The organism is Dyella sp. GSA-30, assembly GCF_027924605.1.
GTDB lineage: Bacteria > Pseudomonadota > Gammaproteobacteria > Xanthomonadales > Rhodanobacteraceae > GSA-30.
Map to the genome: position 1 here is coordinate 3815959 of NZ_AP027042.1, position 15494 is coordinate 3831452.

The window sequence follows — 15494 nt, forward strand, 5'->3', positions numbered from 1 at the left end:
CCCATTCCATCACAGCATCATATTGTGCTCGCGTTCGCATTTCCCGCATCGGTCCTTGCACCGATGGCAACAGCATTCGCCATACGCGTGCAATCAAGAACCCGATCAAATTCGCGCATTTAGATCCCTCCGTGCTGCTTCGCACCAATCGTTTGGATGGCTATACGTCCATCCATGCACATTCATGCCTCGCTAGACACGCTCCCGCTCATCGTGTAAACCTACGAACGCCTATTTGGATCGAGACAAGTAGGCACTTGTGCGATCGAGGCACGGGGAGGGTGTGACCCAGGCCTGTAGCGAACCCGGTACCCACTTAGTGGCGTACCGCGGGTGCCTGTTGCCGGATTTTCGGCTCTCACTCCCCGGGGAATGCATGAACAACACCTGCTTTATTCGTACCACTGCGCTCACTCTTGCCATTGTTGCAGGCATCGGCACCCTGACAGTCGCCCATGCACAGTCGACTACCGGCAGCATCAACGGCAGCGTACCGGCCGGCGACAACCAGTCCGTCGTTGTCGAGAGCGGGACGGGCATTCGACGTGAAGTACCTGTCGATGCGCGAGGGCGCTATGCGGTGTCGCAGTTGCCGCTTGGCAGCTATACGGTCACGCTGATGCGCGATGGCAAGCCCGTCGATACGCGCAAGGATGTCGGCCTGCGCGTAGGACAAGGCACCGATGTGTCGTTTGCGGCACCCACGACAGCAACCCAAGGGGACGTCACGGCACTATCCGGTGTCACTGTCACGGGCAATGCCCTGCCCAGCATCGACGTCACCAGCGTCGATTCGCGCACCGTGATCACCTCACAACAATTGGCCAAGCTCCCCCTGGGACGCAATGCCGAGGCGATCGCGCGTCTGGCGCCTGGCGTGGTCAACAATGGCGGCAATTTCAAGAGCGACACGGGTCACTCCATCGCCAGTTTCGGCGGCGCCGCGTCCAACGAGAATGCGTACTACGTCAATGGCTTCAACACCACCGATCCGCTGAATGCCGAGGGCGGCCTGCAGTTGCCCTACGGCGCCATCGATCAGCAGGAGGTCTATACCGGCGGCTACAGCGCGAAGTATGGTCGTTCCGATGGTGGCGTCATCAGCCAGGTCGGCAAGCGTGGCAGCAACGATTGGCATTTTGGTGCTCAGATTCTATGGGAGCCCGAGTGGGCACGCGCCGACCAGACTGATCTGCACTACGCGCGCATCCCCGCTTCCGCTCCGGCTGGCAGCCTTTATCAGCCACGTAGCCAGAACGAACAATGGACCACGACCGTCAGCGCCTACGCGAGCGGCCCATTGATCAAGGACAAGCTGTTTTTCTTCGTCGCCGGTGAGTTTGAAAAGGTCGGCCAGCACAATGTGAACGAGGTCGGCAACAATACGCCGGCATCGACCATCGATTACCGCAGTCCGCGCTGGTACGCCAAACTGGACTGGAACATCAACGACAACAATATCTTTGAACTGACCGGTGCCGCGGACAAGCGCGAAGGCAGCGGAACGCGCTATAGCTACGATTACGCCGATCTCCATCGCACGGGCACCATCGGCCCCGTCGACAACACCAAGACCGGCGGCGACCTCTGGGTGGCCAAATACACCAGCTATATCACCGAGAATCTCACGCTGAGCGCGATGTACGGTGAGATGAACAGCAAGAACTACGATCAGCCGGGCGCATACGACCCCACGCTGGTTCGCGTCGACAGCTCGCAGAATGAAAATCCCGCACTTAACGGCGGCACGGCGATTCACAACAATCAGGTAGACGATATCAGCGACCCGCGTCGCGGCAACAAGTCGACCAACTTCCGCCTCGATCTGGAGTACAAGCTAGGCGACCACACGCTTTCGGCCGGTATCGACAATGTGAAGTCCAAGGTGATCGCCTTCGGCACGTCGAGCCCGGGCCCCGGCTATGTCTGGAGCTACGGTCAGCAGGCCGACCCCACCCAGCCTATTTCCGATGCGCCGGGCGTCAACTTCGTGCCTGGCACGGCCGGCTTTGCCAATGGTGCGGAAGGCTACTACGTCAGCCGCAACGTCGTCGGCAACCTGGTCAATGTACGTTCCGACCAGCGTGCGCAATACATCGAAGACAACTGGCAGGTCAGCGACCGGTGGTTGCTGTCGATCGGTCTGCGCAATGACCAGTTCACCGACTACAACCAGTTCGGCGCACCTTTCATCAAGCAGACCAAGCCGCAATGGGCGCCGCGATTGGGCGTGTCGTGGGACGTGAACGGCGACAGCAGCTTCAAGGTCTTTGCCAATGCAGGACGCTATTACCTGGGCTTGCCGCTGAATCCCGCCACGGGCGCAGCGGCCGGCTATATATCGACCCAGCAGTACTACACCTATGGCGGCATCGATCCGACCACGGGCGCACCGACGGGTTTGACTCAGATCAGCGAGCCGGTCTCGGCCAACAACTCCTACGGCATCCCGCCCGATCCACGCACGGTCGCGGCCAAGAACCTCAAGGCCGAGCATCAGGATGAATACATCCTCGGCTTCGATAAGTCTTTCGGCGATCACTGGGTCTATGGCGCCAAGGCAACCTATCGCAAGCTGCTGAGTGCTATCGACGACTTCTGCGACGTGTCGCTGATCAATGCCAAGGCCGCTGCGCTCGGCTACACCGTGGGATCCACCAATAGCTGTTATCTGGTCAATGGTGGCGCGGGCAATACCTTCACCCTGCTCGACCCGAGCGGCCATCCGTTCGAGGTACCGCTCAGCCGTGAAGAGATCGGCTTTCCCGAGCTCAAGCGTAACTACTACTCGTTGGAAATGTTCCTCGAACACAGCTTCGATGGCACCTGGTACGGCAAGCTCGACTACGTCTTTTCGCGCAGCTACGGCAATACCGAAGGCCAACAGCGAACCGATACACGCCAAGGCGGCGCCGCCGGTAGCGTGGATTGGGACAATCGCTACGTCATGGAATATTCCAACGGCCCGCAGGGCAACGACCATACACATGCCATCAAGGCCTATGGCTACTGGCAGTTCACGCCGGAATGGCAGGTCTCCGGCAATCTGCAGGCAATTTCAGGCGCGCCGGAAGTCTGCACCGGCTACTACGGGCCCGACCATACCGATCCGGTGTCGTACGGCAGTTCGTATCGCTGGTGCAACGGCATGCCCTCGCCTCCCGGCAGCCATGGGCGTCTACCTTGGACATTCCAACTCGATCTGGGGCTGACCTATCGTCCCGCATGGGCCGACTCGAGGCTGGCGTTCTCGGCGAACGTCTTCAATGTGCTCAACCAGCAGCGAGCCATCTTCCGCTACCCCGCAAGCGAGGGCCCGGCCAATACGCTCAACACGATCTACCGCGTACCGCTGTATACGCAAGACCCGCGTTACGCCCGATTCTCAGTGACGTACGATTTCTGATCAGGGCATGCGTCACGCGCGGTCTCCCGAATTGAGACCGCGCGTGGTTGTCGATCAAGCGATATCCATTATTCCTTGCGAGCGTAAGACCATTTGAAGCCGAGGCCTTCGATCCTGTCGTTACTGGCCCAGCCAAAGACGGTTTCGAATTGCGTCTCGCTGCCGATCGGCGGTTCGCTGCCCCAGGGCTTGCCGATGTCGCGTCGGCCGCCGCCAACGATGTGCCCTTTGTTGGTCACGAAGTAGAGCGAATACAACGGATCGCCAGGGCCACCATGGGTGCCGTATGCGGCGGCGATGAACTCGTCCTTGCCCAGGTTATGCGTTCGCTTGTTGCCCGACGCTGTATAGGCACCCCAGGTGCTCATGCCTCCCGAGCCACGCTTGATGTGAAGCCCAAGAACCCGGTCACCTGCCGTGTTGAGATTGATCCCGATCTCGGTGATCGGAATGTTCGATGCAACGACCTTCTCGCCATCGAATTCGGTGCCTCTTTTGGCGCCGAAGAGCCCCGACTTTGACGTGACGCGCACGGTCTTGGGCAACTCCTTCAACGCGGGATTGATATATCGCCAGACGAGCGCGGGACCAAACAACGCATCCAGCTCCGCATTGAACTCCTCCGTGACCTGGCGTTTGCGCTCCTCATAGACCTCCTTGCCTTCGGTGCGGCTACGCTCGAAATAACCCGTGTCGGCGACATAGCGAAACCCGTCGTAACGATCCTCGACCACGAAGACGTCATGGTGCGCCTGCCCATTGACGTAGGTCATTTGCTGGGACAGTTCGATGTATTTGAGGCGCCACTCCAGGGTCTTGGCGCGCGCCTTCTTTGCGCCATCGACATAAAGCGTCACGCGATCCTGCAGATCCTTGAGCAATCCCTCGGGATCGTCGGATTTCTTGCCGTACAGCTCTTCAAATTTATCGTAGCGCTCGCGCAATGCGGACAGATGCATCGTGCCCAGCGTGAGCAGGTGCGGAAGCGTTTTCTCTGGCGCGCGCTCGTCGAAATAATAAGGTTGCGAGGATTCGAGCTTCTGCAATACCGCCGTCATCCACGTACCTTTGTCTGCACCTCTTGTAGCTTTCGCATACTGCCTGAGGTTGTTCTTGATACCTTCCATGTCCTTGGCCAGGTTCTTCAGGTACTCCTCGTCGATCATCTGTCGGGCGACATTGCGCACGTAGTCGCGAATCTGATCGACCAGGGCTCCGTCGGTTTCCGGCCAGAACAGGCCGAGAAGAAACTTCACGCCGCCACCGGCCGTAGGGATCAGGTTGACCAGCGAAAGCACGGAATCGCGAATGGGATCCACACCACGAAGCACCGCTTCGCGCAGGGCGCGAGGCTCGATGGTTGGCCCGCATGGCACGAGCGAAAACTGGAAGTGTTTGCCGCCGTTCCATATCTGCTGCACCAGCGGTACCCCATACGCTGTCCCGGCTTCTTTCATGCAGAGAAACTTCTGGCTTTGCCGCGCTCCGATGTAGTACGCGCCATCACCCGCCGGCAGCAGCTCGAATTGCTGATTGGCCGAATAGTCGTGTCTGTCCCACTGGATGATGCCCACACCATCGGCGGTCGACTCGCCAGGCACATCGAAACTTCGTCCGCTGAATCGGGCCACGATGTTGTAGTACCGCCCGGTCTTGTGAAACTGGAACTGTTGATACTCCCCACCGACCCAATCGCCCTGCTGGATCGGCATGCCTCGTTCGGGCTTGTTGTGATGGACTTCGACAACCTTCCCGCTGTGTTTGGCGACGAGGCGGTAGTACTGCCCTGGTACGGGTTCAAATGACATGTGTTCCCCCTGGTTTGTGTTTGCTACGGTGTTACGCTAAAACAATCTCGGCACGCTCCAGCGGCAACCAGAGCGTGAAACGTGTTCCTCCCGGGCTCGAATGCCATGTCGTCTTGCCGCCGATGGCTTCGGCCCTGCGCCGCTGGTTATGCAAACCACGTCCGGTGGCAGAACCAAGTGCCTTTTCCACATCGAAGCCTTGCCCGTTGTCTTCGATGGATACCTGCACGCCGTCCGCTTCCAACGCAGTGCCGACACGAATCCGCGCAGCTTGGGTGTGATGAAGAATGTTGGAAAAGCTTTCCTGGACGATGCGCAAGATGTGCAGCGCGCTGGAGCGATCGAGCCAGTGAAGCGCAGGCAGTTCCCGCACTTCCCATAGCAACGTAATTCCCGCCCCTTCCAAACGCGGCCCCAGACGGAACCGCAGTGTGGCGAGCAGTAGCAGCAAATCCGCTTCGATCGGCTCCATCGAGTCGATGGTCAGCTTCAGGTCGTCCAGGCAGGTCTTGAGGATCTGCGAGAATTTCTGATCGCTCAAGCCCCCATGCTCGACCAGGCGAATGGCACTGATCAGCGACGAACCGACGCCGTCGTGCATATCCTGCATCAGTCTTTGCCGCTCGTCGCTGATCGCCCGCTGCGTTTCGGCTTCGCGCAATCGATGATGGGTCAGCTCAAGTTCCGTTTCACGGCTTTGCAAGCGTTGCGCCAGGCTGGCGTTGATCCGTTCCACTTCTCCGATCGCAGCTACATACCGGCGATACATGAGAATGCCGAAGGTGGCGAAGGTGATCGCATTGGTATAAGCGCCCAGATACCAGCCTTCCGGACTGATGACGTTGTTCTGCACCGCCCAGTCGGATACGCCCAGCAAGGTGCACAGGAACAGGCCCGCCGATACCAGCCGAGCCTCCTTGGAGTGACGCCCTGCCAGCACCCAGCCGGCGATACTGACCATGGCGCTGGTCAGCCCGGCGGCGGCATAGATCAAAGGCGTGACCTTGGGCGTGTTGGGCCAGACCGCCAGCGGGGGCAAGGTCAACAGGCCGACCAGTATGGTTGCGATCGTCATGCCAAGCGACACAACGCGCAGCGGCCGCCCATTCAGCCGGCAAATAAACAGATGCACCACCGTCACCAGCCACAACAGCGAATTGACTGTGAACCAGGCAAACCAGTCGTTGCCGATGGGGACGGCAACATAGAAATGAAGCCCGCGCAGAAACGATACGGTCGCCAGCACGAAGAAGTACACATAGCCCGTTTCATGACGGCGCTTGAACCATACAAAAAGCGCGAATACGCCAACGGCCATGAACGCGGCATTCAACATGCCCGGCAACTCCTGCTGCAGCCATTGGCGTACGTGATAACGCGGACGCAAGGCAGTGGCCTGCCCCAGCCATACCGATGACAACGCAACCTGGGTGTCCTGCGAATGCTCGAGACGAATGAAGATCTCCATTCCCCGTACCGTCGGCGAACCGTCTACCGGTTTATCCAGGGCCACCCATAGCGGCGTGCGGGTGCTGTTCCATAGCGGCCCCTCCTGCTGCGCTCGATGTACCAGGCGGCCATTGACGTATATGGCGATGGTCCCATCGGTTTTTACCCTCGCGCCGTACAAGGCCAAGGGACCGGACCCATCGGGTGTTTTAGGCGTTGTGAGCCTGAGCCACGTCACCTGAGTGGTATGCGTAGCCGCCCCTGCCTTGGCCTGGCGCAACAGGTCGATCGGCAGGGCCAGTGGCAACGTCACCGGTTTCCATGCATCGGGTAGATCGGTGTCGCGCCATTCCGCCGGAGGTGCGGTAAAGCCGGAGGCGTCCTGAACCTGCCAGTCGGCGTGCGTCAGATGCTGGGCGATATCGGGGGATGGATTATGTCTCAGGCCCGCATATCCCGTGAGCACAAATGCCAGCAATATCAAGGAAAATATAGCCACCACAATGGAAAAGGGCGGCACGGGCAGGCTTCTCATTTCCTGAGCATATCGCGAGTTTTGGAGCCCGTGACAAATGAATTCGATAATGTCGCGTGGCTGAAAATAAAGTGAGACGGAGGGTATAGCGACCCGCCCTTGCCGACTCAAGAGCGCACAAACGCGCCCTTGAGTCTCCACAGTTACGCAATCAAGGGTTTTGCCAAAAACCGCCTGTTGAATTGCCAAGAATATTGATCGAGTCGTAGTCCGTTTTTGTCAGATACTGACCCGTCGTGGTCGACCAGAGATGCGGCTCCTTGGTCGGGTATTCGGCAAGCAGCTTGTATCGCGAACCGATGGCGTAAAAACCCGAAGTGAACTCATGGCTGCCGCCCTTGGGCACATTGCCATAGCCGATCTGCCTGCCGAACGGCTCGTAGATGGTGATCCAGACATCCTGGTCGGTCATGTTGAATACTTTGAATCCAGCCATGTTTTTTCTCCTGTTGGCTTGTACCTGCTGACGCGACGAACGGTGACATTCGCCGCGGAATAAGCACCTTGCAGCCTGCGGCCGCGATCAGGGCCGGATCGGGTTGAGCGCGGTAAGATGCGCTTCGCCCGAAAGCGGCTTGTACACATAGAGCAGCGCCGGAAAGCTCGGCGACGGCAAGGAAGTGCTGGTGCCGGTGCAAAGAAAGCAGTAGTTCGTCCCTGCCACCACCTGGGTGGCAACGGCCAGAGGCACGTACTTCACGCCGACCAGGCCACCCAGGGCCTCGGTGAGCACGGCCTTGGCTTCAGCCGATACGTCGTAATTAAACTCGCCCCAACCACCAATGATCTGCGACATGGTTTTTACCCCCTGATGACGGCCGCAAGAGAGATGCCTGTAGCCATGCGACCAATAGCTGCAAGCGGGAAAACCGGTTAACCCGTTTCCCTGACCGGCAGAAATTTGATTTATAACCGTGGCATTGTCTGTAGAACAAAGGCGCTACAATTGGCAATGGAAATCCGCCGTATATTTATTGACTAATGGAAGCCGCGAGCATTGATTCAAATCCGCCCCTGATTAATATCGCGATCGTCGAGGACGACCCTGATTTTTGTCTGGCCATAAGCCAGGCAATAGGCGCCGCGGCGGATATGCGTCTGGCCAGACAGGCCAATACCCGCGCGCAAGGTCTGGCGATAGTGCAAGGACCACCGGTAGACGTGCTGTTGGTCGACCTGGGATTGCCCGATGGTTCGGGGATCGATGTCATCCGCGCGGCGGCATCGCAATGGCCAAGCTGCAGCATCCTGGTCAGCACCCATTTTGGCGACGAAACGCACGTCATGCGCTCGATCGAAGCCGGTGCCGCCGGCTATCTGCTCAAGGACAGCTCACCGGTCAGGATAGTCGAAGAAATTCGTAGCGTAGCCAGTGGCGGCAGCCCGATCAGTCCGATCATCGCGCGGCAGATTCTCGCTCGTTTTCGACAAGGCATGGCCAGCACCGGCGTTACGCCCGAGCCCACAGCCCCGCCTCACTTGTTATCGGGGCGCGAGAAAGAAGTGCTCGACCTCATTACCAAAGGTTTCACGGCACAGGAAATCGCCCGGCTCATGCAACTGTCGCATTTCACCGTGCGGTCGTTCGTGCGGCGCATCTATAGCAAGCTCAAGGTTACTTCCAAGGCTGAGGCGATTTACGAAGCCAGGACGCTTGGGCTGTTGCCGGATTGACATGAGCGATAGAGATACTCCGACTTTCAGGACCTGGAAACCCCGCTTGGGAGGAAAAGAGTCATGAACATCCGTCGATTCTCCTGGCTGATCCTGATGTCGCTATGGATGGCTCTATGGGGTTGTACATCGCAACCCGTTTCGCACGTTCAGTCATCCAGCACTCTTGCCAGGCGGGTGCATGCCAGCTCATCCCCCTCGCCCCTGTCTTCCGCGGACCACCCGGTCAACTGGTGGTTTGTCTTCAAGTTCAACGCCAAGGCGTTCCCATTGTGCGGAGCCGCCCAGCAGGAAACCTGCCCCTTCGGCGGCACGCCATCCACGCGCGACGTCGGCCAACAGTTCGTATTCGCCACCGACGACGAAAGCAGCCTGACAAAGGGCGCCACCTGCCTGGGACAAAGTGCCGATGATCCACTCGGCGCCACTTTCGGGCAGATATACACGGGCAAGTATTACTACGTCGTCTGGAACGACCAGTTCTACAACGATCCGCAGATACCTGGCTGCAACCAGGAGTGTTCGGCGCCCTGGGCGCATTCGAAGGGCATGGTGGCCTGGGACGACGACGGCAACGGGATACTTCTGCAGGTCACCACGCCATCGTGGCCCGGCTCGGGCAGCGCGGCCCAACCTCGGGCGGCCGGCAATACGCTGGGCTGCGTATCCAACGACAACAATATCAAGTTCAGCCAACATTTCTTCGCCCTGCGCCTGACCCACGACGATCTGGCCAAAGTCCTCAAGGCGCTGGGCAATGCCAGCGTCGCGACCAATCCGACCGATGCGCAGATCGTCTCCAACGGTGGCCCGACGGATATCCAGTCACTGGTGGCCGCGCTGGGCAAGAAGTCCACCAGCACCACCGTATCCAACGACATGTTGTCGAGCGGCGTGGAGATGATTTCCAAGCCGTCTGCCCTGCACGTGCCGCCATGGCAGATGGTCTCCGCCGTCCTGGGCGGGACCTCGCTGAAGGTAGCCAACTGGTGGGCGAATCCCGGGCAGATTCCGGATACCACGGCGTCGACGCCGATCGGCTGCTGGGATGCGAGCCTGGGTAAACCCGGCGCGGTGGTCAATGCCACCAGCGGCCAATGGGATGGCGTTCCGTTCGGCCTGGAAGGTGGCGCCAGCGACGATCACAATCACGCCAAGGTGGGTATAAGCACCGACAGCGGCAGTGACGAGGTTATTTTCGGCGACATGAACCAGGACGGCGCGCTCAGCGGCAACTGCAAGGCGTCGCAGAACGGCCGTGGCGGCCTCTTCTTTGTTGTTCACGACCAGGCGCTCAATCAGGGCCTGTCGGCGATGATGACCAGCCCCTGAGGCAACCTTTCACGGCCTGCCCGGCACTCACGCGGACGAGACGCTTGAGGTAGTCGACCGCATGCATGTTGGCGAGCAGTACCACGAATTCATTCAGACCTCGCCCCGGGACCAGGCGGTACGCGACAGGTTTCTGAAGATGGCGTTGGATCTGTTGCCCGAGGGTGCGGATGTACTCGATTTTGGCGCCGGCACCGGTATCGACGCCAAGACCTATGCTGCCCATGGTCATCTGACCTTCGTGTATGAGCCTTCGGCAGCGATGGGCGAGTATCTGGCGCAGCACTGCCGTGACGAAATCGCCCGCGAGACGGTCATTGCAACGGCTCCGCCGCTGACCTGCAAGGTGCAAGGGGTCACGGCGAACTTCGCGGTCCTCAACCATTTCGAGGATCACACCTCGCTCTTTGAAGATCTGTCGCACGTAGTGCACCAGGGCGGCTTCGTCCTGGCCAGCATGCTCAACCCTTATTATCTTGGCGATGTGCGCTACGGCTGGTGGCGGGCGAATCTCTTGAATCTGGTGCGCCATGGTCGCTATGCCATTTCGAGCGAAAGTCGCATCCATCGTTTTGCCCCGCGCGTAGTGGCTCGCGCCGCGGCCCCCTACTTCCGGCTGGAACGACTCAGCCCGCGAGGCTTGGGACTGGCCACCGACCTCTATATGTTCCTGCTGTTTCGGCGCGTCTGAGATGTGGAAGGACTGGATAAGGCCACTGGTTCGCCCCCTGCCGCAATGGTCGACAATCTCCGTGGCCCCGCCGCAACAGGCGGTCATCGCCACCTTGCATTGGGCTGGTAAATCGGCGGATGTCACCGCAGACCATACTGTCGCTTCGCTCAAGCCGCTGACGATCGCGACTAGCCTCGATGCAGGCGAACGTCCTGTACTTGAATATCGCGATCGCTCGACGGGACAAACGCTTGGCGTACTACGACTGGTGCGGGCGGCGTCAATTGCCGCAGAAGATACGCCGCTCGCGTTGTATCACGTCGCCAGCGGCTCACAGCGCTGTCTCGGCTGGCCACGACGCCCGTGGAACGCGTGGCTTCAGAGTCGCGCCATGTCGAAAAGCCGCGCGCCGCATCACCTGGCCATGGACGCTGCTGCGGTACAGCAGCTGATGATTGCCTATCTGTGTCCGCGGCCGGTCGTTCTTGTTTCCGTCGACGCGCCGGGGCACCGGAATATCTTTCCGATGGATCTGATCGGGCCACTGGAGCACAGCGGACTGTTTTCACTCGGACTGCGTAGCACCAACGTTTCCATGCCCGTCATGCGCGAGGCGCGCCGGGTAGCGCTGTCGGACATCCCGGCGACAATGAAGAAGGTCGTTTACCAGTTCAGCGAGCACCATAAACAGCCGCCCGCAGACTGGAATGCACTTCCGATGTCCGCACGGCTGTCGCGAGAGTTTGCCATTCCCGCGGTCGCGACGGCGTTGCGTATTCGGGAACTGAGCATCGTGCACAGCCAGGAGATCGGCTCGCACATGTTTTTCCTCGGCCGCGTCGTTTCCGACGAAAAACTGGCAGAAGGCGATCAACTGCACCACACAGCGGGCTTTCATCAAGCCTATCGGCGCCGGCAAGGCACACCGTTTGCCGAAGCCTGATCCCGGCCTTACGTCCCCCAGCATGTGAGCATGCTGGCAGTCAGTGCCTGGCGGTTTCGGAGCAGGTAAAAATGATCGCCCGCGAACGCGTGGCAACTGAAGGCCTCCGTTGCCCAACGCTCCCAGGCCTGAATCCTGTCGAGACTGATGTGGTTGTCGTCGATGCCTGCGTACGCCGTGATGGGAAGGCGCATCGGGCAGTCGCCCGATACGCTGTATTCGTCGATCAGATTGAAATCGGCGCGCAGGGTCGATAGCACGATCTGGCGAAGCTCGGGATGTTCGAGAACCTCCATGGGCGTGCCGCCAAAGCGTTCCAACAGTTGCAACAGCTCCGTGTCGCCAAGTCGCGCGCGCGATATCTGTCTGCGGCAAAGATGCGGCGCAGGCGATGCCGATACAAACAGGCGTTCCGGAACGGGCTGTCCGCGCTCGTGCAGCTGACGGGCCAATTCGAAACCGATCACGGCGCCAAGGCTGTGGCCAAAGAACGCAAAAGGCAGATCCAGCGGCAAGACTTGCACCAGCATGTCCACCAGGACACGCATGTCGGTCACCGGCTTTTCCTTGAAACGAGTCTCCCTTCCTGGGGTGGCTACGGCCAGCACCTCCGTATGCGGAGGAAAATCCTTGTGCCATTCCCGAAACAATGAGGGGCCACCGCCCGCATGGTGGAAGCACACCAGGCGACGTTGCACAGCAGTGCTTGGGCCAAAACGCCTGAACCAGCGCTCCGGCGATATCGTAGGGCTTTGCAAGCGCGCCTCCTTTTCGAACGTCATGGGGTCGCCGGCTGTGCCAGCACGATGCCATTCTGGCGCTTCCTTACCGCCAACCAGATACGCCAGAAGTACATAGCACCAATGGACGCCTCGAAGATCGAGCCGACGACCCAGCAGGTGGGCAGGAAGCTGGCGTTGCCCAGGTGCGTCGCGGTGATCGCATAGGTCACCGGAATGCTCAGTACCCACAGCAACACGATGCGGGTGCTGAACAGAAACCTCGTCAGGCCGAAACTTTCCAGCACCGCGCCTCCGGTCATGGAGAATGCAAAGGCGACCGTGTAGAGCCACAGCACGCGCGCGGTCGCGACGGATACCTGCCGGATCTCTTCGGGCTTGTCGGGCAATCCGAACGGGGTCAACAACAGCGTCGGCGTCACTATCTGGAAAAAGGCGATGATGGCGACATAGGTCAACTCGATCGCCATCGTAACGAAAAGAATTCTGGGTATCTGCGGATAGTCTTCCTGGCCAAGCGCATTTCCACACAACACGCTGCAACCAATGCCTAAGCCGATAAGCGGAACGCCGCCGATATAGTTGACGGTCAAATTGACGTTGTTGGCTGCAAGCCCGATCGTGCCCAGGCCGGCCACAATCCAGACGAATGCCGCGCTTCCAAGATTGGTGATACCCGCCGAACCGCCGATGGTAAAGCCCTTTCGTATGCGCGAGAAAAACTCGCTCCCGACCGAATCGCCACGCTTGAGTATCAGCCCTTTCAGATGGCCCCACACGTCTCTGGGCATGTAGGCCAGATAGCAACCCAGCATGACCAGCGTGCCGGACAAGGTTCCCAGGGCCGAACCGCGCATGCCGAGTTCGGGTAAGCCGTACTTGCCAAATACCAGGCCAATGATCATGACGATGGATACCAGCTGGCCGATCAGCCCGACGATCAAGGTCACTCGTGTTTTACCGATCCCGCTGAAATAGGACGAAAGCGCCATGTTCAACGTCATGACGCTGCCGAAGTAGGCCGACCAATAAAGAAACTGCGATTCCAGATGGGTAATTGCTGCGGGTCGGTTGCTCAGGAAGGGAATCAACTCGATAAGCGGTGCCATCACTAACAGGATGGTGGCGAGCCCGGCGCCAACCAGGATGCCTACCGCGGCCTGATACGCAGCCTGCCCCTGTCCTGACCGCCCGAACGCCTGCGCAACGCAGGACCTCGAAAAGCCTGCAAACCCGGTAAAGAAGGTAACGATCGCCATCGCGGTATGGATGGCCGGACCGGAGGCGACCAGGGTGTCGCTCGAATACCGCGCCAGGCAGATGCGATCGACGAGCATCATGATCAGGTTCCCGAGCATCGCCCCCATCAAGGGAAACGAGACATTCAGGACTTTCCTGGCTACCCGGAAATAGAGGCCGGCATCATTCGAGTTCAAGGCGATGTTCCTCGCGCTGCGGCGCCAGTACTAAACACGGGATTTCAACCGCACAGGCACCGCGCTGGGTCCCATGAAGAAATTCATGACCTGCAGGACCGGTGGCGCGCCGGTATCGAACTCCAATTCGAAGTTACGCATGATCATCGATACCACGACCTTGATCTCGGTCAGGGCCAGGAAGCGACCGGGGCACAGGCGTGCACCGCCACCGAACGGGAAAACCTTGCGCGAGGGATCGTCGTCCCGGTGCGGCTTCTGCTCGAAGATCCAACGCTCGGGCTGGAAGAGTTCGTGCTGCGGGAAGTGCGCGTCGTCCAGCCCGTCACCGAAGTTCGTCGGCACGAAGATCACCATGCCTTTCGGGATAAAGGTATCGAGGATGACGCTGTCGTTTTTGCTGATGAAGCCAAGGAAGGGTGTCGCCGACCTTAGCCGCTGGGTTTCGTTATGCACCGCATCCAGATAAGGGAGCTGCTTCATCTGTTCCCATTCGCGCGACAGCGGTGCATCGCCCAGAACCGCGTCGACTTCGGCCGTCAGCTTGGCGGCGGCGTCGGGATTTTTCGCCAGCATGTTGATCATCCAGGCGATGGAGTTGGCCGTGGTGTCGATACCGCCCACCACGCTTGCGATCGCGTTGCTGATGAGTTCCTGGTCGGTAAAGTCCGAATCGGGGTCTTCGCTCGCAACAATCATGGCCTCCAGCATGTTGGCCGGCTTGTCGCGCAGATGCGGTTGCTGCTTGAGGCGCTCGCGTGTGCTCGTGATAAATCCGAGCACCGTCTGCTCGACATCGGTTGCGGACTTGTCGGCCGCATGGTCTACCGGCAGCTTGAAGTGATGCCAGTAGGGGTATAGCGCGGTGCCCCGGCTGGCAAGACGCTCCAGCAGGTTATCCAGATTGTGCTGCAACTGGTTGTCGTCGTCATTGACCACGCCAAGGTCGTAACCCATGGCGATACCGACGATGATGTCGAGTGCCAGCGCCTTCAGGTCGCGACGCAGGTCGACGGGCTTCCCGCTCGCCAGGGCGGCCTTCCAGCGCTGAAGCATGCGCTCGGTCATATCTCCCATGGTGGGAAAGAAGTTGTGGATGACGTCGAAGCTCAAGCCGCCCATGACCAGCTTGCGCTGCTTGCGCCAGTCATCGCCCTCGGCGGTGAATACGCCGCCCACCTTCAGCTCGTTCATCCGTGCCCGAAGGCCCCGGTTGCGCTCGAAGCCGTCAGGGCGCTCTTTCAGCAAGCTGCTGATGGCCGCGCGGTCCGAGACGACGACGATCGGGATGCCGAACGCATTCAGGCGATAGATCGGCCCGAACTCGCGGATGAACTTCGCGAGCTTCAAATGCCATTGCTGCCCGCGCATCTGCAGCTGGTTGCCGAAGAACGGCAACCCCTTCGGGCCAGGCAGATCGTCGACCGTACGCGAATACTTCAGTTCGCCCACGTCTTCCACATCCAATTCAGAGGCTTCAGCGTTCGTGTTCATGATG

12 protein-coding genes are annotated in these 15494 nt (G+C 59.6%); 5 read left to right on the forward strand and 7 right to left on the reverse strand.

Going from position 1 to position 15494, the window contains the following annotated elements; all coding sequences use genetic code 11:
* Positions 1-376 precede the first annotated feature (376 nt).
* The gene (locus tag QMG46_RS16325; protein WP_281848903.1) at positions 377-3406 is read left to right on the forward strand and encodes a TonB-dependent receptor; all 3030 of its coding nucleotides are present in this window, start codon (positions 377-379) and stop codon (positions 3404-3406) included.
* 68 nt (positions 3407-3474) lie between these two features.
* Here QMG46_RS16325 and QMG46_RS16330 read toward each other — a convergent pair whose 3' ends face one another.
* The 4 genes from QMG46_RS16330 to QMG46_RS16345 form a co-directional block, all read right to left on the reverse strand.
* On the reverse strand, positions 3475-5214 hold the full coding sequence (locus QMG46_RS16330) for an RICIN domain-containing protein (protein ID WP_281848904.1): 1740 nt from the start codon (positions 5212-5214) through the stop codon (positions 3475-3477).
* A 31-nt stretch (positions 5215-5245) separates the two neighbouring features.
* Positions 5246-7183: a sensor histidine kinase gene (locus QMG46_RS16335; RefSeq protein ID WP_281848905.1), complete on the reverse strand. Its 1938-nt coding sequence runs from the start codon at positions 7181-7183 to the stop codon at positions 5246-5248.
* A 166-nt stretch (positions 7184-7349) separates the two neighbouring features.
* Positions 7350-7634: a hypothetical protein gene (locus QMG46_RS16340; protein ID WP_281848906.1), complete on the reverse strand. Its 285-nt coding sequence runs from the start codon at positions 7632-7634 to the stop codon at positions 7350-7352.
* An 87-nt stretch (positions 7635-7721) separates the two neighbouring features.
* Positions 7722-7994 carry a hypothetical protein gene (locus tag QMG46_RS16345; RefSeq protein WP_281848907.1) on the reverse strand — a complete coding sequence of 91 codons (273 nt, stop codon included), beginning with the start codon at positions 7992-7994 and terminating at the stop codon, positions 7722-7724.
* A gap of 185 nt (positions 7995-8179) precedes the next feature.
* Here QMG46_RS16345 and QMG46_RS16350 point away from each other — a divergent pair, with 185 nt between their 5' ends.
* The 4 genes from QMG46_RS16350 to QMG46_RS16365 all read left to right on the forward strand — a co-directional run bounded on the left by QMG46_RS16350 (position 8180) and on the right by QMG46_RS16365 (position 11820).
* Positions 8180-8872, forward strand: a complete 693-nt coding sequence (locus QMG46_RS16350; protein WP_281848908.1) for a response regulator transcription factor — start codon at positions 8180-8182, stop codon at positions 8870-8872.
* Positions 8873-8935: 63 nt separating this feature from the next.
* Complete coding sequence (locus QMG46_RS16355; protein WP_281848909.1) at positions 8936-10204, forward strand: deoxyribonuclease II family protein; 1269 nt, start codon at positions 8936-8938, stop codon at positions 10202-10204.
* A 61-nt stretch (positions 10205-10265) separates the two neighbouring features.
* The gene (locus QMG46_RS16360) at positions 10266-10895 is read left to right on the forward strand and encodes a class I SAM-dependent methyltransferase (protein WP_281848910.1); all 630 of its coding nucleotides are present in this window, start codon (positions 10266-10268) and stop codon (positions 10893-10895) included.
* Between the two features lies 1 nt (position 10896).
* Positions 10897-11820, forward strand: a complete 924-nt coding sequence (locus QMG46_RS16365) for a flavin reductase (RefSeq protein WP_281848911.1) — start codon at positions 10897-10899, stop codon at positions 11818-11820.
* Positions 11821-11828: 8 nt separating this feature from the next.
* Here the strand turns inward: QMG46_RS16365 and QMG46_RS16370 are convergent, their stop codons facing one another.
* From QMG46_RS16370 to QMG46_RS16380, 3 genes are read right to left on the reverse strand one after another with little or no spacing between them, the layout of a single operon-like run.
* Positions 11829-12602, reverse strand: a complete 774-nt coding sequence (locus QMG46_RS16370; protein ID WP_281848912.1) for a thioesterase II family protein — start codon at positions 12600-12602, stop codon at positions 11829-11831.
* A complete protein-coding gene (locus tag QMG46_RS16375; RefSeq protein ID WP_281848913.1) occupies positions 12599-13996 on the reverse strand; it encodes an MATE family efflux transporter in 1398 nt (465 codons plus the stop codon). Before QMG46_RS16375 ends, QMG46_RS16370 begins: the two co-directional genes overlap by 4 nt.
* 30 nt (positions 13997-14026) lie before the next feature.
* Positions 14027-15490, reverse strand: a complete 1464-nt coding sequence (locus tag QMG46_RS16380; protein ID WP_281848914.1) for a cytochrome P450 — start codon at positions 15488-15490, stop codon at positions 14027-14029.
* Between the last annotated feature and the right edge of the window lie 4 nt (positions 15491-15494).